Annotated in this window: 19 protein-coding genes; 4 read left to right on the forward strand and 15 right to left on the reverse strand. The window is 72.0% G+C overall.

The features are described 5' to 3' along the window. Positions 1–5: 5 nt before the first annotated feature. The 14 genes from ACFYP4_RS11915 to ACFYP4_RS11980 all read right to left on the reverse strand — a co-directional run bounded on the left by ACFYP4_RS11915 (position 6) and on the right by ACFYP4_RS11980 (position 14,786). Complete coding sequence (locus ACFYP4_RS11915) at positions 6–647, reverse strand: 1-hydroxy-2-methyl-2-butenyl 4-diphosphate reductase (protein WP_358851883.1); 642 nt, start codon at positions 645–647, stop codon at positions 6–8. Continuing rightward, complete coding sequence (shc, locus tag ACFYP4_RS11920; protein WP_388784950.1) at positions 644–2,638, reverse strand: squalene--hopene cyclase; 1,995 nt, start codon at positions 2,636–2,638, stop codon at positions 644–646. The genes ACFYP4_RS11915 and shc overlap by 4 nt, the downstream gene beginning before the upstream one ends. A 112-nt stretch (positions 2,639–2,750) precedes the next feature. Beyond that, a complete protein-coding gene (locus tag ACFYP4_RS11925; protein ID WP_358851885.1) occupies positions 2,751–3,881 on the reverse strand; it encodes a polyprenyl synthetase family protein in 1,131 nt (376 codons plus the stop codon). Next, positions 3,878–5,308 (reverse strand): hydroxysqualene dehydroxylase HpnE, encoded by a 1,431-nt coding sequence (hpnE, locus tag ACFYP4_RS11930; RefSeq protein WP_388784952.1) that lies wholly within the window; start codon positions 5,306–5,308, stop codon positions 3,878–3,880. Before hpnE ends, ACFYP4_RS11925 begins: the two co-directional genes overlap by 4 nt. Then, positions 5,305–5,445 carry a DUF6380 family protein gene (locus ACFYP4_RS11935; protein ID WP_358851887.1) on the reverse strand — a complete coding sequence of 47 codons (141 nt, stop codon included), beginning with the start codon at positions 5,443–5,445 and terminating at the stop codon, positions 5,305–5,307. Before ACFYP4_RS11935 ends, hpnE begins: the two co-directional genes overlap by 4 nt. Continuing rightward, complete coding sequence (gene hpnD / locus ACFYP4_RS11940) at positions 5,445–6,395, reverse strand: presqualene diphosphate synthase HpnD (RefSeq protein WP_358851888.1); 951 nt, start codon at positions 6,393–6,395, stop codon at positions 5,445–5,447. The genes ACFYP4_RS11935 and hpnD overlap by 1 nt, the downstream gene beginning before the upstream one ends. Beyond that, positions 6,392–7,324, reverse strand: coding sequence for a squalene synthase HpnC (gene hpnC, locus ACFYP4_RS11945; protein ID WP_388784955.1), 933 nt, complete (start codon positions 7,322–7,324; stop codon positions 6,392–6,394). Before hpnC ends, hpnD begins: the two co-directional genes overlap by 4 nt. A gap of 420 nt (positions 7,325–7,744) precedes the next feature. Continuing rightward, a complete protein-coding gene (locus ACFYP4_RS11950; RefSeq protein WP_358851890.1) occupies positions 7,745–8,527 on the reverse strand; it encodes an ABC transporter ATP-binding protein in 783 nt (260 codons plus the stop codon). Next, entirely contained in the window at positions 8,520–9,449 is a 930-nt protein-coding gene (locus ACFYP4_RS11955) for an ABC transporter permease (protein ID WP_358851891.1), read from the reverse strand. Before ACFYP4_RS11955 ends, ACFYP4_RS11950 begins: the two co-directional genes overlap by 8 nt. A gap of 101 nt (positions 9,450–9,550) precedes the next feature. Next, on the reverse strand, positions 9,551–10,435 hold the full coding sequence (locus ACFYP4_RS11960; protein ID WP_358851892.1) for a glycosyltransferase: 885 nt from the start codon (positions 10,433–10,435) through the stop codon (positions 9,551–9,553). Beyond that, complete coding sequence (locus ACFYP4_RS11965) at positions 10,432–11,211, reverse strand: CDP-alcohol phosphatidyltransferase family protein (protein ID WP_358851893.1); 780 nt, start codon at positions 11,209–11,211, stop codon at positions 10,432–10,434. Before ACFYP4_RS11965 ends, ACFYP4_RS11960 begins: the two co-directional genes overlap by 4 nt. Then, the gene (locus ACFYP4_RS11970) at positions 11,189–12,250 is read right to left on the reverse strand and encodes an iron-containing alcohol dehydrogenase family protein (RefSeq protein ID WP_358851894.1); all 1,062 of its coding nucleotides are present in this window, start codon (positions 12,248–12,250) and stop codon (positions 11,189–11,191) included. The genes ACFYP4_RS11965 and ACFYP4_RS11970 overlap by 23 nt, the downstream gene beginning before the upstream one ends. Next, positions 12,238–12,990 carry a phosphocholine cytidylyltransferase family protein gene (locus ACFYP4_RS11975; RefSeq protein ID WP_358851895.1) on the reverse strand — a complete coding sequence of 251 codons (753 nt, stop codon included), beginning with the start codon at positions 12,988–12,990 and terminating at the stop codon, positions 12,238–12,240. The genes ACFYP4_RS11970 and ACFYP4_RS11975 overlap by 13 nt, the downstream gene beginning before the upstream one ends. Further along, a complete protein-coding gene (locus tag ACFYP4_RS11980) occupies positions 12,987–14,786 on the reverse strand; it encodes a DUF5941 domain-containing protein (protein ID WP_358851949.1) in 1,800 nt (599 codons plus the stop codon). Before ACFYP4_RS11980 ends, ACFYP4_RS11975 begins: the two co-directional genes overlap by 4 nt. Positions 14,787–15,125: 339 nt before the next feature. Here ACFYP4_RS11980 and galE point away from each other — a divergent pair, with 339 nt between their 5' ends. The 3 genes from galE to idi all read left to right on the forward strand — a co-directional run bounded on the left by galE (position 15,126) and on the right by idi (position 17,922). Continuing rightward, entirely contained in the window at positions 15,126–16,106 is a 981-nt protein-coding gene (gene galE / locus ACFYP4_RS11985) for a UDP-glucose 4-epimerase GalE (protein WP_388784959.1), read from the forward strand. Positions 16,107–16,240: 134 nt separating this feature from the next. Further along, positions 16,241–17,179 (forward strand): cation diffusion facilitator family transporter, encoded by a 939-nt coding sequence (locus ACFYP4_RS11990; RefSeq protein ID WP_358851897.1) that lies wholly within the window; start codon positions 16,241–16,243, stop codon positions 17,177–17,179. Between the two features lie 149 nt (positions 17,180–17,328). Beyond that, entirely contained in the window at positions 17,329–17,922 is a 594-nt protein-coding gene (gene idi / locus ACFYP4_RS11995) for an isopentenyl-diphosphate Delta-isomerase (protein ID WP_358851898.1), read from the forward strand. A 6-nt stretch (positions 17,923–17,928) separates the two neighbouring features. Here the strand turns inward: idi and ACFYP4_RS12000 are convergent, their stop codons facing one another. Continuing rightward, entirely contained in the window at positions 17,929–18,435 is a 507-nt protein-coding gene (locus ACFYP4_RS12000; RefSeq protein ID WP_388785083.1) for an ATP-binding protein, read from the reverse strand. A gap of 281 nt (positions 18,436–18,716) precedes the next feature. On the opposite strand from ACFYP4_RS12000, the gene ACFYP4_RS12005 reads away from it, so the two are divergent. Further along, entirely contained in the window at positions 18,717–19,484 is a 768-nt protein-coding gene (locus ACFYP4_RS12005) for an enoyl-CoA hydratase/isomerase family protein (RefSeq protein WP_388784962.1), read from the forward strand. Positions 19,485–19,517: the final 33 nt, after the last annotated feature.

Raw genomic sequence — 19,517 nt, forward strand, 5'->3', positions numbered from 1 at the left:
TGGCTCTACCTCCGAGGGAGCAGTAAAGAACGGTGCCATTCGAAAAAAGCGGGAAGTACTGAACGAAGAACGCGGAACGCCGATATTCCACCGCGGACCGTGCCGATGCGGACGAGTTCATGTTCCGGAGCGTCCACCACCACTCGTACGGCCGCAACCGGGCGCGCGCCCGCACGGACGGCGCCGTACAGCGTGGCCGCCGATTCCATGTCGACGGCGAGGGCGCCGGTCGCGAGCAGGGCCGGCCGTTCGGGGCCGCGGACGACATGGTCGGAGCCCGTGAGCGGCCCCCGGTGGACGGTGCGCCCTGGCAGGGTGCGCGCCAGCTCCTTGACGAGCAGGTCGGTGCCCACGCACGGGGTGGCGCCGCGCGGGTCCCGGGTCTCCTCGGCGACGACCAGATCGCCGGGGTGCATGCCGGGGGCCAGGCCGGCGCAGAACCCGGTGGCGAGGACGGCCGCGTCGCGCAGCGCCGGGTGCGCGAGCACCCTGCCGACCGCGCGCTCGGCGGACTTCGGCCCCATGCCCGTACGCAGCACCGTGACGGGCCCGTCGGCGCCGGCCCGGTCTCCGCTGCGCAGGGCGAGGTGCTCGATGCCGAGCGCGCAGGCGATCAGCAGCGGTGCCGGAGTGGGCCTGGCGCTCATCCACCCCCCTTGATTCTGCCGAACGGCTCGCCGTGCACGTACCGGCCGAGCGCGGTGAGCGGGAACACCTGCCGGTAGAGGTGGTAGTTGATCGAGAAGTCCCAGGGGAATCCGGTGCCGGTGAAATAGGGCTCGTCCCAGGAGCCGTCCTCCCGCTGGGTCCGCGCGAGCCACTCGATCCCGCGCTCGACGGTCGTGGACTCCCGCTCCCCCGCCGCGAGCAGCGCGAGCAGCGCCCACCCGGTCTGGGAGGCGGTCGAGGCGCCGCGGCCGCCCCACTCGGCGGCGTCGTCGTAGGAGCGCAGGTCCTCGCCCCAGCCGCCGTCCTCGTTCTGGACGGTCTCCAGCCAGGCGACGGCCCGGCGGATCGCCGGATGCGCGGCGGGCAGTCCGGCGGCGACGAGCGCCGGGACCACCGACCCGGTGCCGTAGACGTAGTTGACGCCCCAGCGGCCGAACCAGGCGCCGTTCGGCTCCTGTTCGGTGAGCAGCCACTCGATGCCACGGCGGGTGCGCGGGTCGTGCGAGAGCCCTTCCGCGGCGAGCATCTCCACGACGTGCGCGGTGACGTCCGCGGACGGCGGGTCGATCACCTCTCCGAAGTCGCAGAACGGCAGCCGGTTGGGGAGGGTGCTGGTGTTGTCGACGTCGAACGCGCCCCAGGCCCCGTTCCTCGACTGCATGCCGAGGGTCCAGCGCACCCCGCGCCCGATCGCCTTCTCGATCCGCTCCGGGTCGTGGTGCCTGACCCGGCGCAGCGCGAGGACCACCTCCGCGGTGTCGTCGATGTCGGGGTAGTTGTCGTTGTGGAACTCGAAGGCCCAGCCACCGGGCGGCAGTTGGGGACGCTGCACGGACCAGTCGCCGGGCCGGACGATCTCCTCCCCGAGCATCCAGTCCGCTGCTCTGACCAGCTGAGGGTGGTCGGAGGGCAGGCCCGCGTCGGCGAGCGCGATGGTGGCAAGGCAGGTGTCCCACACCGGCGACTGGCAGGCCTCGACCATCCGTGCCCCGTCCTCGCGCCAGACGGTGAACCGGTCCAGCGACTCCAGCCCCGCGCGCGTGACCGGGTGTTCGAGGTCGTAGCCGAGCAGGTGCAGCGCGATGATCGAGTACACGGCGGGCGGCTGGATGCCTCCCCAGCAGCCGTCGTTCTCCTGCCGCTCGATGATCCAGCGGGCGGCCGTGTTCATCGCGGCCCTGCGCAGCCGGCGCGGCGCGACCCTGCGGTAGAGGTGCAGGGCCCGGTCGAGGCGCTGGAAGACACCGTCCCAACTCGCCACGGGGGCGAAGGGGCCGACGGGCCTGGGGTTCCGCGGGTCGAGGTGCAGCTCGTCCAGCGGGAACGGCGCGGGCCGCACCGGACGCTTGGCCGAGACGATGGTGAGCGGCACGATGGTCTGGCGTGCCCAGCACCCGAAGTCGTAGATGTTGAGCGGCATCCACTTCGGGAAGTAGATGAGTTCGGGCGGCAGTTCGGGCAGGTCCTCCCACTTCCACCAGCCGAAGAGGGCCAGCCAGATCCGGGTGAAGACGCGGGCCGAGGCCATCCCGCCCCTGGCCCGGATCCACGCGGACGCCCGCGCCATGTGCGGCGCGTCGGGGCTGTCCCCGGCCAGGCGCAGGGCGACGTACGCCTCGATGGTGGTGGAGAGTTCTCCCGGGCCGCCGTGGAACGTGGCCCAGGTGCCGTCCTCGCGCTGCTCGCCGCGGATGAACAGCGCGGCGGCGTGCGCGGTCTGCTCGTCGAGGATGCCGAGGAACTGGCGGAGCAGCAGGTCCTCTGCGTCCATCGTGACGTTCGTCTCGAGGTCGCCCTTCCACCAGCCCTGGGCGTCCTGCCGCGAGAGCAGGTGGTCGGCGGCGCGTTGCATCGCGCGAGCGGCGGCATCCTGAACCCCTGCCGCCTGCGGGGCGTCGAGCTGAGTTTCGCTGGCCGAGGCAGCGCGGGGCGGCAGTGCCCCGGTGCTTCCGTCGGTCGTCGCTGTCATGGCTTCCCCTTCGTGCAGTGGCATGTCTCTGCTGTGGGTCCGCCGTCGGCCGGTGCGCCTTCTCCCGCGGCACCGGCCGGCGACTACGCGAGGTTTATTCGACCGATAGTGATCATCTCTTCCGTACGACGACGAAGTCGGCGAGCGCCACGAGCTGGGCCCGCACCTGGTCCGGCATCCGGACGGTGTCCAGGGCCCCGATGGCGATGGTGTGCTGGCGACGCGCCTCCTGGGCGGTCCACTCCCGGCCGCCGGCCTGCTCGATGAGCGCGGCGCGCGCGGCGAACTCCTCCTCCGAGAAGTTCTCGAAGTCGCTGCTCTTGGCGTCGGCCGCGAGCAGTTCCCCGAGCCGCTCGGAGGCGTCGCCGCCCGCGGCGAGCGCGGCCACCACCGGCAGCGACTTCTTGCGCTGGCGCAGGTCGCTCCAGGTCTGCTTGCCGGTGGCCTCCGGGTCGCCCCAGATGCCGAGGAGGTCGTCGACGGCCTGGAAGGCGAGCCCGAGGTGGTAGCCGTACTTCTCCAGGGTGTCGGCGGTACGGTCGTCCGCGCCGCCGAGCACCGCGCCGATGGAGCAGGCGCAGGCGAGCAGGGCGCCCGTCTTGTTGCCCTCCATCTCCAGGCACTCCTCGACGGTGACCCGCTCGCGGTGCTCGTAGGAGATGTCCTGGGCCTGGCCGTCGATCAGGGCGCGGGTCGCCGAGGTCAGGCGCCGGGTGGCCCGGCCCGCCTCGACGGTGCCGAGTTCCAGCAGGATCTCGTTGGCCAGGGCGAACAGAGCGTCCCCGACGAGGATGGCCTGGGCGGGCCCGTGCACCTTCCAGACGGTGTCGCGGTGCCGGCGCTGCTCGTCGCCGTCCATCAGGTCGTCGTGCAGCAGCGAGAAGTTGTGCACCAGCTCGACGGCCACGGCGCCCGGCACGCCCACCTCGGGCGCGGCACCGGCGGCCTGGGCGGACAGCAGGGCGAGGGCGGGGCGCACGGCCTTGCCGCCGTCGCCGTCGGCGGGGTTGCCCTCGGCGTCGATCCAGCCGAAGTGGTAGGCGGCGACGGTGTCCATGGGCGATGCCAGACGGTCGACCGCCGCCCGCAGCACCGGGGTGGCCAGGGTCCGGCCGCGCTCCAGCAGCGCGGTCACGTCCACCGCCTCGGCAGCCGCTTCGGCCGGGGGCACAGTGGGCACAGTCTCTCCTCTTGTTGCGGTACCGGGGGTGCGGGGCCCGGACCCGTGCAGATCGAGCGTCACGCCGCCTCCTCGAAGAGTTCGAGGAGGTGATCGCGGGGCCGGCCCAGGGCGCCCAGCGCGGCGCCCGCCGCACTGACGCCGCTGCGGACCGCGCTCTCCATCGTCGCGGGCCACCCGGTGGCGGTCCACGCTCCGGCCAGGTACAGGCCGGGGGCCTTGGTGCGGGCGCCGGGCCGAAGGCGCCCGACACCGGGGGCGGGAGCGAACGTCGCGGTGCGCTCCCGGGTCACGAAGAAGTCCTGCACCCCGGCGCCGCGGGTACCGGGCAGCAGCCGCTCCAGCTCCGGCAGGTACCGGGCGCGCAGGGCGGCGACGGGCTCGTCGATCTCGTCCTGGGCGGCCGACTGCGAGAGGGCCAGGTACTGCCCGTCGGCGAGGCCGGACGCCTCGGTGCGGTCGAAGACCCACTGCACCGGGGAGCCGATCGCCGCGAAGAAGGGCCGGCGGAGCACCTTCCGGTCGTAGACCACGTGGATGTTGAGGATCGGCGCGGTGCCGATCTCGAGCAGCCGCCCGGGCTCGTCCAGCGCGCCCTCCGGCAGCAGGTCGTGGGCCTCGCGCTGCGGCACGGCGAGGACGACCGCGTCGGCGTCGACGCTCCCGCCGGGCAGCTGGACGCTCCAACGCCCGTCCGCGTTTCGGGAGACGGCGGAGACGCGGGTACGGACCTCGGTGCGCACGCCGGCGGAGTCGAGCGCCTTGCGGGCGAGCCGGTCGTGCAGTTCGCCCAGCGGGACGCGCGCCCAGCCGATGTCCGCCGCGCCCGGATCGGACAGCAGGCCGGTCTTGAACACCATCGCGGCGAGCTGGAGCGACGCGTCGCCGGCCACGGCGTTGAGGGTGGCGATGCCCACGAGGTCCCAGAGCGCTTCGACGGCGCGCGCCGACTGGCCGTGCCGGGCCAGCCAGCTGCCGAAGTCCTGCGCGTCGAGGGCGGAGTCGGCCGGGTCGAGCCCCTTGAGTGCCAGCGCGGCCCGTCCGACCCCGGCCCGCTCGGCGAGCGAGAGGTGGGGGTAGGTGGCGAGGCTCCTGGCGAGATGCAGGGGCACGGGCAGCACCGTGCGCCCGATCCTGCCCAGACGTCGTCCCGGCCGGGCTCCGGCGTCGAGGACGGGCACGTCGAGACGGTTCTGCACGGGTGCGAGAGCGGTGGCGTCGATGCGGTCGAGGAACCAGCGGTAGGCGGAGCAGCAGCGCAGATACACGTGCTGGCCGTTGTCGACGGTCAGTGCGCCCCGCTGGAAGGAGAAGGCAAGCCCGCCCAGACGCGGCCGGCCTTCGAGCACGGTCACCCGCACCCCGGCGTCGGCGAGCGCGAGCGCGGCCGTGATCCCGGCGAGCCCGCCGCCGACCACCACGGCGCTCGCACCCCCGGTGAGTCCCGGGGCGTCGGCGTCCGGTCCTCCGGATCGCGTTCCGTCGGTCATCGTGTCCCCTCCCCCGCGACCGTGCCGGGGTGCTCGGACACCGCACCGCCGGTCGTCGCAGTCAGGGACGCCGCACACGGCCGCAGGGTTGCGTGCCGCTTCGCGCCGCAGGAGTCGCCTTGGACCTGAATGTCCATCAGGGGCGTCTCCCGCCGGCACGGCGGGACACGTGCCGGGCGTCGAGGCCGGACAGGCCGCGCACGGCGACGTACGCCTTCTCGCGCCCGGGCAGCGAGACGCGCCCGCGCAGCACGGCCTCGGGTTCGCGCTCGATACGGTCGAGGAGGCGGCGGTAGATGCCGGCCATGGCGGCGACGCAGGCGCCGCTGCGCCGGTCCAGCATCGGCAGCAGTCGGTAGCCCTCGGCGAAAAGGGCGCGGGCCCGACGCACTTCGAAGTGCACGAGACCCGCGAAATCGGAGCCGGCCGGTGGAGCCGGCCCGTCGAAACCGGCCGAGCAGCCGAATTTCGCGAGGTCGTCGGACGGCAGGTAGGTGCGCCCGCCCTCGGCGTCCTCGCGCACGTCCCGCAGGATGTTCGTGAGTTGCAGCGCGAGCCCGAGTGTGTCGGCGTACTCGGGCGCCCGCTCTGCGCCGCGCGCCCCCGGCTCGGTGCCGAACACGCCGAGCGACAGCCGGCCGATCGCCCCGGCCACGCAGCGGCAGTAGACCTTCAGGTCGTCCCAGGTCTCGTAGGTCTCGCCGCGTACGTCCATCAGGACGCCGTCGATGAGTTCGTCGAGGCCGCCGAGCGGGACCGGGAAGTGACGGGCCGTGTGGCTGAGGGCGACCGCCACCGGGTCGGTGTCGTCCTCCTCCACCGCTCCCTCGCGCACCCGTGTGAGCAGCGCCCTGGTGTCCTGGAGACGGGCCGCCTTGACGTCCGGCGCCAGCGCGCCGTCGCCGATGTCGTCGACCCGCCGCGAGAACGCGTAGAGCGCCGACATCGCACGGCGCTTCGGCGTCGGCAGCAGCCTGATGCCGTAGGCGAAATTGCGGGCCTGCTGTCCGGTCACTGTCTCGCAGTAGCTGTATGCGGCGAGTACCGGTGCGGACGCGTGTTGTTCGGACTCCACGCTCCGGATCACCCCTCTCCTCGCAGAGTCACTCCCACCTCGCGCAGCAACTGGAGCTTGCCGGGCTTGGGCGGGCCGGGAAGTACGTCGTATTCGGCGGCGGCGATCGCGCGGACCGCCGCCCTTCCCCCTGCCACGAACCCCGCGAGCAGCAGCTTCAGCCTGCCGTGGACGCTACCCACGAGGGGGGTGCCTTCATTCAGGAGGTGCAGGGCGCGTTCTGCTTCGTATGCAACCAGTGCGCGCACCGATGCGCCTGCTGTGGGTGCGGCGAGATCCGCCTCCCGGACATGGAAGCGCCTCATGTCCTCGGCGGGCAGGTAGACGCGGTCGCGGCCCAGGTCCTCGGCGACGTCCTGGAGGTGCTCGATGATCTGAAGCGCCGTGCACACGGCATCGGAACGGCGGACGCGCTCGGGGGTCGAGGTACCGGTGACGGACAGGACGAGGCGGCCGACCGGGTTGGCGGACAGCTCGCAGTAGGCGAGGAGGTCACCGTAGGTCTCGTACCGCTTGACCTGCTGGTCCTGGCGGTTCGCCGCGATGAGTCCGAGGAAGGGCTCGGGGGTGAGGCCGGCGCGGCGCACGGTGGGCCGGAGCCGGCGCAGCAGGGGGTGACGGGGCGTCGCGTCGAAGACCCGGCGGAGGTCCGCCTCGACGGCGTCCAGCATGAGCAGCCGGTCCTCGGCCGCCTCGGGAGGGACCCCGAGGAGGCGGGCGTCGGCGCCGCCGGGGGCCAGGTCGCCGTCTCCGATGTCGTCGACCAGACGGGCGAAGCCGTACACGGCCATCAGGTCGTCGCGCCAGGCCCTGGGCAGGAAGAAGGGGGCCACCGGGAAGTTCTCGTCGGCGGCCTTGTCGAGGGTGCCGCGCTCCGCCTGGACGGCTCGTGCCGTCCCGGCGTGGGTCACCGCTCGCCGCCCGGCGCGGGGACGGCACATGCATCGCGGAGCCGGCGCGTTTCCGTAGCCATTGCCGTCACATCTCCCGTTCTACACTGCCGACCCAATACATCCTATTTCGGACACGCCGCCCGGCAGGCGCGCGGTCCGTCCTGTCGGTTGTCGCGCGGTATCGCCCCACTTGCCGCGAATCAGCACCGGTACAGCTTACGTTGTACAACGCGGTGTGCCCCGCCAGGGTGTCCCGCACATCACAACAGCACACCGATCGGCGTCAAGATTCCCTGGAACAACGAGAGTTGGCCCGCTCTTTGCACGGTGGGGCCCCTCGCGGCGCGCCCCCTGCCCGTCAGGACACCGTCCGTGCCGTTCCGGTTGCACGGCAGAACCCCGCCGGACGCGCTCCGGCGGGGTTCTGCCGTACGGGCGGAGATGGTCACGCGGTGAGAAGGCGACGGGCTACTTCCCCGTGAACTTCTCGTACTCCTTGAGGACCTCTTCGGTCGGTCCGTCCATCCGCAGCTCGCCGCGTTCCAGCCAGAGCACGCGGTCGCAGGTGTCGCGGATCGACTTGTTGTTGTGGCTGACCAGGAAGACCGTGCCCGCGTGCTTGCGCAGTTCCCGGATGCGCGCCTCGGAGCGCTTCTGGAACTTGCGGTCGCCGGTGGCCAGCGCCTCGTCGATCATCAGGACGTCGTGGTCCTTGGCGGCCGCGATGGAGAAGCGCAGGCGTGCCGCCATGCCGGAGGAGTACGTGCGCATCGGGAGCGTGATGAAGTCGCCCTTCTCGTTGATGCCCGAGAAGTCGACGATCTCCTGATAGCGCTCACGGACCTGCTCACGGGACATGCCCATCGCGAGCCCGCCCAGGATGACGTTCCGCTCGCCCGTCAGGTCGTTCATCAGCGCCGCGTTCACGCCGAGCAGCGAGGGCTGTCCGTCGGTGTACACCTTGCCCTTCTCGGCGGGCAGCAGGCCGGCGATGGCGCGCAGCAGGGTGGACTTCCCGGAGCCGTTGGAGCCGATCAGACCGATCGCCTCCCCGCGGTACGCCGTGAAGGAGACGCCCTTGACGGCGTGCACCTTGCGCACCCCGCGCTCCTCACCGCCGCGCTTCACGATGCGGCTGAGCGCGGCCGTGGCACTGCCCTTGCCGGTCTTGGCGCCGTTCACCCGGTAGACGATGTGCAGCTCGTCCGCGATGACGGTGGGGATGTGGGAGTCGGTTCTGGTCTCAGCCACGGCCGTACCTCTCTTCCGCCTTCCAGAAGTACACGAAGCCGCCGAGGGCGACGAGGACCGCCCAGCCGCAGGCGACGGCCCAGACGTGCGGAGGCAGGTTCTCGGAGCCGTAGCCGTCGATGAGCGCGAAGCGCATCAGGTCCATGTAGATGGCCGCCGGGTTCCACTGGAGGACGTCGGCGATCCACGCGGGCTTGTCCTTCAGCATCTCCGGAATGGAGAACATGACGCCGGACGCGTACATCCAGGTGCGCATCACGAACGGCATGAGCTGGGCGAGGTCGGGGGTCTTGGACCCCATCCGCGCCATGATCATCGCGAGGCCGGTGTTGAAGAGGAACTGCAGGACGAGGACCGGGACGATCAGCAGCCACGACAGCCGCGGGTAGCTGCCGAAGCCGACCGCCACCAGGAACAGCACGATCATCGAGAAGAGCAGCTGCTGGAGCTGCTGCAGGGAGAACGAGACGGGCAGCGCGGCCCGCGGGAAGTGGAGCGCCCGCACCAGGCCGAGGTTGCCCGAGATGGCCCGGACACCGGCCATCACCGAGCTCTGGGTGAAGGTGAAGACGAAGACACCGGTCACCAGGAACGGGATGTACACCTCGCGGGACATCCCGCGGTCGGCCTCCAGGATCAGGCCGAAGATCAGGAAGTACACGAGCGCGTTCAGCAGCGGAGTCGCCACCTGCCACAGCTGGCCGAGCTTGGCCTGGCTGTACTGGGCGGTGAGCTTCGCCTGCGAGAAGGCGAGGATGAAGTGACGGCGTCCCCAGAGCTGGCGGACGTACTCGACGAGTCCGGGCCGGGCACCGCTCACCGCGAGCCCGTACTTGGTGGCCAGCTCGCCCGCGGAGAGCCCGTCATCGGGTGACGGCCGGTCGCTCACCGCGACCGTGCCGTCATGCGTTGTCTCACTCACAAGTGGAAACTTTCGTCCTCAAAAGTGCGCAGCCTGGTCGGGCCCAGTCACCAGCCAGCCAGGGACCGGGTACGGCCGAATGCTCTCAGATATCGAGCTTGTCAGATGACGGGAGGTCGGCCCAGTCGGGTCAGCCGCCACACCGTACGCCACTTCATGGGGCGGCGGGGTCCGCACGGGCTGGTCCAGCCCTCCTTGAAACCGCCGAACCACGCCCGCAGAGCCGGTCCCGAGGGGCGCCGGACCAACGTCAGGAGCATCCAGACCCCGAGGTAGACCGGGACGAGGAGCGCGGGGAGGTTGCGGCGGGCCAGCCAGACGCGGTTGCGGGCCACCATGCGGTGGTAGACCGCGTGCCGGGAGGGCGCGGTCGTGGGGTGGTACAGGACCATGTCGGACCGGTAGTCGATCATCCAGCCCGCGTCGAGGGCCCGCCATGCCAGGTCGGTTTCCTCGTGGGCGTAGAAGAACTCGTCCGGGAGCCCGCCCACTTCGGCCAGGACCTTCGTGCGGACGGCGTTGGCGCCGCCGAGGAAGGTGGTGACGCGCGAGCTGCGCATCGGGTCGGCGGCGCGCAGCCGGGGCACGTGCCGGCGCTGGGTCTCACCGGTCTTCGGGTCGGCGATCCGGAAGCTGATGATGCCGAGCCGCGGGTCGGCCTCGAAGGCACGACGGCACAGTTCCGCCGTGTCGTGCTGGGCCAGGAGGCCGTCGTCGTCCAGGAAGAGCAGGACGTCGACGTCGGTGCCGCCGGGGCCGAAGGCCTCGATGCCGACGTTGCGGCCGCCGGGGATGCCGAGGTTCTCGGGCAGCTCGACGGTGCGGACGCCCGCGGGGACGTCCGGGACGGGCGAGCCGTTGCCGACCACGACGACCTCGACCGGGTCGCCGTGCTGCTGGGCGACCGAGTCGAGGAGGGCGCGGAGCTCGTCGGGGCGGTTGCCCATCGTGATGACGACCGCCCCGACCTTCATGGGCGTGCTCACTTCAGCCTGCTCGAGGCGAGGATGGACACCAGGTGCAGCAGGGTCTGCAGGACCGCGATGCCCGCGAGTACGGCGACGCCGAGCCGGGAGAAGAACAGGTCGCCCCGGACCGTGTCCAGGACGGCCAGGGCCAGGATGAGCAGGGAGGCCTCGACCCCGAGGACGAGCCGGTGGAACTTCAGCGCCGCGGCTGCCCTGCGGGCCAGCGCCATGCCGGAGGAACGCGGCTCGGAGGCCGACTCCTGGACGGGCGGCTTGCCCGTCTGGTGCCGGGCGACACCGACGAGGTCGGTCTCGGCCTTGATCAGGATGGCGCCGAGGGCGGCCAGGGTGCCGAGGAAGGCCCACAGCCAGTCGATCCGCCCGGAGCCCCACAGGTCGGCGGCGCGCAGGCCGAAGCCGACCAGGACCGCGGCGTCGCACAGGTAGGCCCCGACGCGGTCCACGTAGACCCCGGCGATCGAGAACTGCTTGCGCCAGCGGGCGATCTCGCCGTCGACGCAGTCGAACAGCAGGTACAGCTGGACCATCAGGACGCCGAGGACGGCGCCCGGTATCCCCGGTACCAGCAGGGCCGGGGCGGCGAGGACGCCGAAGACGGTCATGAGGTAGGTCAGCTGGTTGGGCGTGACCCGGGTGTTCACCAGGTGCCGGTCGATGCGCAGCGAGAGCTCGCGCATGTAGAGCCGGCCGGCCCAGTGTTCGCCGCTCCGCCGGTCCTTGACACCCGGGGGGTGCACGACCGGGCGGAGCTCAGCTACCGATGGCTTTTGCATAGTCGGCGTATGCGTCCCTGATCTGGTCGGTGGTCAGGTCGAGGTGTTCGAGGATCGTGTAGCGGCCGGGCCGGGTCTGCGGGGCGAACTCCACCACCCGCACGAACTCGTCCGCGGTGAAGCCGATCTCCTCGGGCGTCACCGGCAGTCCGTGCCGGCGCAGCACCTCGGCCATGTAGGCGGACTCGTCGCGGGCACCGCGCAGGTGCATCGCGAAGGCCGCGCCGAGGCCGCACTGCTCGCCGTGGCTCGCCGCGCGCTTGGGGAAGAGGAGGTCGAAGCCGTGGTTGATCTCGTGGCAGGCGCCGGAGGCGGGACGGGAGTCGCCCGCGACCGACATGGAGATGCCGGTGAGGACCAGCCCTTCGGCCAGCACCTGGAGGAAGGCGTCGTCGCCGACGCCGCCCGGGTGCCGCAGTACGGCCTCGCCGGCCTGGCGGGCCATCGCGGCCGCGAGGCCGTCGATCTGCTCGCCCTTCTCCCGGTTGGCCAGCTCCCAGTCCGCGACCGCGGAGATGTTGGACAGGGCGTCGCCGATGCCGGAGCGCACGAAGCGGACCGGGGCCTCACGGATCACGTCGAGGTCGATGACGACCGCGATCGGGTTCGGCACGCCGTAGGAGCCGCGGCCCGCGTCGTTGTCGAGGGTCGCGACCGGCGAGCACAGACCGTCGTGCGAGAGGTTCGTGGCGACGGCGACCAGCGGGAGGCCGATGCGGGCCGCGGCGAACTTCGCGCAGTCGATGATCTTGCCGCCGCCCAGGCCCACGACCGCGTCGTAGTGCCCGGACTTCATGGCGTCCGCGAGTTTGATCGCGTCGTCCAGGGTGCCGCCGCCGACCTCGTACCAGGTGGCGCCCGGCAGCGCCGGGGCGAGCCGCTCGCGCAGCTTCGCCCCGGAGCCGCCGCTGATCGCGACGGCGAGCTTGCCGGAGTGCGAGATCCGCTGGTCGGCGAGGACGCTCGCCAGGTCGTCCAGGGCGCCCGGACGGATGTCGACGACGACCGGCGAGGGGATGAGCCTCGTCAGTACTGGCACGCGATCTCACGTCCCTTGGCGAGGTCTTCGTGGTTGTCGATCTCGACCCACTTGACGTCACCGATGGGCGCGACGTCGATGCGGAAGCCGCGGTTGACGAGCTCCTGGTAGCCGTGCTCGTAGAACTGCTGCGGGTCCGTCTCGAAGACCGTCTTCAGCGCGTCCGCGAGCTCGTCGGCGGCCTCGCCCTCGATGAGGGTGACGCCGATGTACTCACCGGTGGCCTCGGCCGGGTCCATGAGCTTGGTGATCTTCGTCATGCCGCCCTCGGGGCCGACGACGACCTTCATCTCCTCGTCGGCGAGGGACTTCACCGTGTCGAGGGCCAGGATGATCTTCTTGCCGTCGCCGCGGGCGGCGAGCAGCGTCTTCTCGACGGAGACCGGGTGCACGGTGTCGCCGTTGGCGAGGATCACCGAGTGCTTGATGGCGTCACGGCCGCACCAGAGGGAGTAGGCGTTGTTCCACTCCTCGGCCTTGTCGTTGTCGATCAGGGTGATCTTGACGCCGTACTTCTGCTCCAGCGCCTCGCGGCGCTCGTAGACGGCCTCCTTGCGGTACCCGACGATGATCGCGACCTCGGTCAGGCCGATCTCGGCGAAGTTGCCGAGGGTCAGGTCCAGGACGGTGAGGCTGTCCTCGTTCCCCTCGGGACCGACCGGCACCAGGGCCTTGGGCAGCGTGTCGGTGTAGGGGCGAAGACGGCGTCCGGCGCCGGCCGCCAGCACGAGGCCGATCATGCGGGTTCTCCTTCATCGTGTACGGCGGGTGCATGGGAGGACACCCAGAAGCGGATGCTCTCGAAGAGCACCACGAGTGCCACGGCCACGGCGACAGCCGTGAGCGCGACCTTGAAATCAGTGGCGGCGAGCAGCGCGGCCAGGACGGTGACCAGCAGCGTCCTGCCTTCGTGCCCGCCGATCGCCCGCACCAGCCAGTGCGGAGGCGCGCCGGCGTTGCCGCGGATGCGGTACACCGTGTCGTAGTGATGGTAGGCGACCGCCGCCACCAGCCCGAAAGCTGCCGGAAGGGCTCCGTTCACGTCGGCCTTGACCGCCAGTACCAGCACGGTGCCGTATTCGGCCGCCCGGTAGAACGGCGGAACCAGCCAGTCCAGAGCGCCTTTCAGGGGGCGCTGGAGGGCCGCGGGCGACAGCAGCACGTAGCCGGCGGCGCCGAGGACGGGCCACCAGCTGCCGTACGGGGCGAGTGTGGCGCAGAGCACGACGAGGACGCCGGCCACGAGGGCGACGAACGCCGGGCCGCGGAGCGGGACCCCGCGGGTGAGCCGCGTCAGCAGTTCGGCGAGCGGGCCGGAATCCGTCAGGTCGGCGAGCGCCCCGGCGGCGCGGTCCGTGCGCTGCGCCTTGCGCGTGAGCGAGCGCAGGACGCGGCCGGCCGTGGTGTACGTCGCCGCGAACGCGCAGCCGGCCAGCAGGACGCAGAACGTGATGCGGGGGGTGGTCAGTGCCGTCAGCACGGCGATCATGGCCCAGCGCTCGCCGATGGGCAGGACGATCATCCGGCGCAGCCACACCGTCCAGCCGACGCTGTCGAGCTTGTCGGAGAGGGCGGCGGTGGGGCTGGTGTTGGCGGTGGCGTCGTGGTTCGCCTCGTTGAACGAGAAGTCGACGACGTGCCGGCAGGTCTGCAGCACCATGGCGCCGAGGGCGAGTGCCCACACGTCGTCCCCGCCGCGGGCCGCGCCGAGGGCGAGGCCCGCGTAGTAGGCGTACTCCTTGGCGCGGTCGAAGGTCGCGTCGAGCCAGGCGCCGAGCGTCGAGTACTGCAGGGAGTAGCGGGCGAGCTGCCCGTCCGTGCAGTCGAGGACGAAGGAGAGGAGGAGGAGCACGCCGGCGGCGACGAAGCCGGTGCGGCTGCCGGTGGCGGCGCAGCCCGCCGCGATCAGCGCGGTGAGCAGCGAGGCCGTGGTGACCTGGTTGGGGGTCAGGCCGCGGCGGGCGCACCAGCGGGCGATGTAGCGCGAGTACGGGCTGATGAAGTGGGTGGTGAAGAACCCGTCGCGGGACTTCACGGCGGTGCGCAGGCGCACGGCCTCGTCGTCGACGCAGGAGACGGCCTGCCGTGCCTCGTTGCGGGCCTGCGGGTCGGCGGGGACGGTGGCGACGAGCGTGCCGAGCTCGGGTCGGTGCAGCGGGACGCCGTCCGCGTCCAGGGAGGCCGTGACGCGGTCGGCGAGGTCCTCGACGACGACGGTCGCGCCGCCGCCCGCGGCCGAGCTCTCGCGGGCCACCGCGCGGGTCAGGGCCTGCCGGGCGCCGGGCTGCGCGGTGACGGCGCCGGGCAGTGCGGCGGCCGGGAAGCGCGGGTCGGTGAGGCCGAGGCGCAGCGCGTGCAGGTGGCCCACGAAGCGGGAGTCGACGATCGCCACCCGCTGGTTCGCGGGCACTTGGGCGAGGAGCGTCTCGGTGTCACCGGCGTCCGAGGCGACCCGCACGTCGAACCCGAGCGTCCGCAGATCGCCCTCGAGCGACGATCCGGGGACCGGCTGGCCGGTGAGGATGGCGGTCGACAGACGAACTCACTCCCTGGGTGCCGACGCGTCCGCGCCGGGCATGTGCGTGGTGGGGTGGCCCTGCGCCTGAGGCGGCGGGCGGCATGTCGGCTGAGGCTATCGGATGGATGGAAGCGGGCGTTCACCGCCCGTTCACGCCCGATCACCCGGTACGGGCGGCCGCCCAGCCGCGATCATCATCGGTGATCCGGGGCCCGCGCCACAAACCGCGGCCCCAGACCGGCGCATTCACGGCATCGCGATCGGTCCCCGGCGCACCGGGGCGCAACGGACCGCATCGCGGCGAGCGGGACGGGGAGCACCGGCGGCCGGCACGGGACCGGCATAGGGTGGGCGTCCATGACATGGCTGATCACAGGCGGAGCTGGATACATCGGGGCGCACGTGGCGCGGGCGATGACGGAGGCCGGGGAGCGCGTGGTCGTCCTGGACGACCTGTCGGCCGGAGTGCCGGGGCGGCTGCCCGGGGACATCCGGCTGGTGCAGGGGTCGTCGCTGGACGGCGGGCTGCTGAAGCGGGTGCTCGCCGAGCACGCCGTGACCGGTGTGGTGCATCTGGCGGCGCGCAAGCAGGTCGGTGAGTCCGTCGCGCAGCCGACGCGCTACTACCAGGAGAACGTGGGCGGTCTCGCGACGCTGCTGGAGGCGGTCGCCGGGGCGGGCGTCGAGCGGTTCGTCTTCTCCTCGTCCGCCGCCGTGTACGGCAATCCGGACGTGGACCTCATCACCGAGGACACCACCTGCGCGCCGATGAGCCCGTACGGCGAGACGAAGCTCGCCGGGGAGTGGCTGGTGCGGGCGGCGGGCCGGGCGCACGGCATGGCGACCGTGTGCCTGCGCTACTTCAACGTGGCGGGGGCGGCGGCTCCCGAGCTCGCGGACACCGGTGTCTTCAACGTGATCCCGATGGTCTTCGACCGGCTCACCCGCGGTGAGGCTCCCCGGATCTTCGGCGACGACTACCCGACGCCGGACGGCACGTGCGTGCGCGACTACATCCACGTCGCCGACCTGGCGGACGCGCATCTCGCGGCGGCCCGGCGGCTCGCCGGCGGTGCCACGGGAGACCTGACGGTCAACGTCGGCCGCGGCGAGGGTGTATCGGTTCGCGAACTCCTGACGCTGATCGGCGAGGTGAGCGGCGACACCCGGCCCGCGCTCGTGGAGCCGCGCCGGCCCGGCGACGCCCCGCGCGCCGTCGCCTCGGCGGCCCTGGCCGGCCGCGAGCTGGGCTGGAGCGCGCGCCGAGGGGTGCGCGAGATGGTCGAGTCGGCCTGGCAGGGGTGGCGGCTGCACCAGGGGACGACGACCGGGAGCTGACCGTCCGGCGCTCTGACCTGCGGAACGTTTCCGCAGGTCAGAGAGTATGACAACGGTGTTCAGTGCCGCGTTGCCTCATACCCCCTGCCCGTAGTTGACTGGGCTTTCGGCGCACGCATCGGAGGGCGGCTTTCATGGGGGCAGGGCACGACCACGCACACGCGCACGGCGCGCCGCCCACCGGGACGGCGGCGGCGGCGTACCGCGGCAGACTCCGGGTCGCTTTGTCGATCACGCTCACCGTGATGGTGGTGGAGGTCGTCGGCGGGACGCTCGCCGATTCGCTCGCGCTCATCGCGGACGCGGCCCACATGGCGACGGACGCGCTCGGCCTCGGCATGGCGCTGCTCGCCATCCACTTCGCCAATCTGCCGCCGAGCGGGAACCGCACGTACGGGCTGGCCCGCGCCGAGATCCTCGCGGCGCTCGCCAACTGCCTGCTGCTGCTCGGCGTGGGCGGATACGTCCTGTACGAGGCCGTGCAGCGCTTCATGACGCCCGCCGCCACCGAGGGCGGGCTGACCGTCGTGTTCGGTCTGATCGGCCTGGTCGCGAACATGATCTCGCTGACGCTCCTGGTGCGGGGACAGAAGGAGAGCCTCAACGTGCGGGGCGCGTTCCTGGAGGTCGCCGCGGACGCGCTGGGCTCGCTCGCCGTGCTGATCTCGGCCGTCGTCATCCTGACGACCGGCTGGCAGGCGGCCGACCCGATCGCCTCGCTCGCCATCGGCCTGATGATCGTCCCGCGCACCTGGAAGCTGCTGCGCGAAACGCTCGACGTGCTGCTGGAGGCGGCCCCCAAGGGGGTCGACATGGCGGAGGTGCGGGCGCACATCCTGGCGCTGCCCGGGGTCGAGGACGTCCACGACCTGCACGCCTGGACCATCACCTCCGGTCTGCCGGTGCTCTCCGCCCATGTCGTCGTAAGCGGCGACGCCCTCAGCGCCATCGGCCACGAGAAGATGCTCCACGAACTCCAGGGCTGTCTGGGCGTCCACTTCGACGTGGAGCACTGCACCTTCCAGCTGGAGCCCAGCGGGCACGCCGAGCACGAGGCGCGGCTCTGCCACTGACGCATCGCGGCACGGAGGTACCGGTCGAACACATGACGCCCCCCGTCGCGGACGGTTCCCCCGGGGGACATGCGGGGACGCCGTGAGTGCCCGGAGTGCCGGTTTCGTACGGCAGACTTGGGCTTCGAAGACCGATGCGAAGGATGGGTATGCCGATCACACCAGCCACCGCGACGCACAGTTCGTCGAACGGCACCGCTGAACCGATCTTGCTCGAGCTGGTCGACGAGGACGGGGCGACGATCGGTACGGCGGAGAAGCTCGCCGCGCACCAGCCGCCCGGACAGCTGCACCGGGCGTTCTCCGTCTTCCTCTTCGACGAGCGCGGCCGGCTGCTGCTCCAGCGGCGTGCCCTCGGCAAGTACCACTCCCCCGGGGTCTGGTCCAACACGTGCTGCGGTCACCCCTATCCGGGCGAGTCCCCCTTCGCGGCCGCGGCCCGGCGCACGCATGAGGAACTCGGGGTGTCCCCGTCGCTGCTCGGCGAGGCGGGCACGGTCCGCTACAACCACCCGGACCCGGAGTCGGGCCTGGTGGAGCAGGAGTACAACCACCTCTTCGTGGGGCTGGTCCAGTCCCCGCTGCGTCCCGACCCGCAGGAGGTCGGTTCGACCGCCTACGTGAGCGCGGGGGAGCTGGCGGAGCGGCACGCGAGGGACCCGTTCTCCGCGTGGTTCATGACGGTCCTGGACGCGGCGCGTCCGGCGGTGCGCGAGCTCACGGGCCCGTCCGCCGGCTGGTGAGGTCCGTCACCCGGCGGTCTGCTTGAGGGGCAGCGCGGCCCAGATCACCTTGCCGCCGCTCGCCGTGTGCTCGACGTCGCAGACGCCGCCCGCCTCTTTGGTGACCTCCCGCACGAGCAGCAGACCGCGGCCGCCGGTCTGCCCGTGGTCGGCCTCCAGGGCGGTCGGGCGGTAGGGGTGGTTGTCCTCCACCGAGACCCGCACCCACTCGGCGCCCACCGCGACCTCCACGGCGAGGGTCGGCGAGAGCAGCGCCGCGTGCCGCACCGCGTTGGTGACCAGCTCGGAGACGATCAGCAGCAGTCCCTGGACCAGGTCCTCCGAGACCGGCACGCCCTGGCGGACGAGCAGGTCGCGGACGGCGTGCCGGGCCTGCGGGACCGAGGCGTCCACGGCGGGGGCGGTGAACCGCCACACCCCCTCGTACGGCAGCGGTCCGGGGGGTCTCCGGTCGGCCGGCACGTCCTCGCCGCCTTCCGGGCGTGAGCCGGACCCCCGCCCGCCGTCGTCCATCGTCCGGTCGCCACCCCTGCGCTCGATTGTCACCACACGTCGAGTGTTGGTAACGCGCTGGTTCGTACCGGATGACTGAACACAAGTCAGCGGGTATCGACGTCTTCCGACGTGCCGTGTCCGGACTTGTCGGTTGCTGGACCGTTCCTGTCGCGGCTGTGCCGCCTTCGGGAACTATTCGGGTTGTACGGGTTCGCCGCCGGGCTCGTCCCCTTCGTCCCTCCGGCGCGGGCGTACCCCTTCCCGGTCGACGGGGCGGGGGTCCCGATAGCATCCGCCGCATGGAGCCCCAGCTGCTGCACGGCGTCGCCGACGGCGTCGCCACCGTCGTCATCCACCACCCGGCCAAGCGCAACGCCATGACGCCGGAGATGTGGCGGGCGGTGCCACCGCTGCTCGACGCGCTGGCCGCCGACCCCGCCGTGCACGCGCTGGTGCTGACCGGCGAGGGCGGGACGTTCTGCGCCGGGGCCGACATCTCCACGCTGCGGGTTGCACCCGACGAGGCGCAGGGGCTCGCCGTGCGTGCCGAGGAGGCCCTCGCGGCGTTCCCGAAGCCGACGCTCGCGGCGGTGCGCGGGTACTGCGTGGGCGGCGGCTCCCAGCTCGCGGCGGCGTGCGATCTGCGGTTCGCGGAGGAGGGCTCGCTGTTCGGGGTGACACCGGCGAAGCTGGGGATCGTCTATCCGGCCTCGTCCACCCGGCGGCTGGTTTCCCTGGTGGGGCCCGCCACGGCCAAGTACCTGCTGTTCTCCGGGGAGTTGATCGACACGGAGCGGGCGCTGCGCACGGGACTGCTGGACGAGGTGCTGCCGGAGGGCGGACTCGACAAGCGGGTCGCTGAGTTCACCCGGGTCCTGGCCGCGCGCTCGCAGCTGACGCAGGCCGCGGCCAAGGAGTTCGCGGACGGGCGCACGGACCGGGACGCGTACTGGGCCGGCCGGGCGCGCGGCAGCGACGACACCGGGGAAGGTGTCGCCGCCTTCCTGGAGCGCAGACAGCCGCGTTTCACCTGGACCGTCGGCGAGACCGGCCCGCACAGCGACTGAGGGCGCGCCGGCCGGACCGCCCCGGGAGTCCCT

Source organism: Streptomyces sp. NPDC005551, assembly GCF_042871785.1.
In the GTDB taxonomy this organism is placed as follows: domain Bacteria; phylum Actinomycetota; class Actinomycetes; order Streptomycetales; family Streptomycetaceae; genus Streptomyces.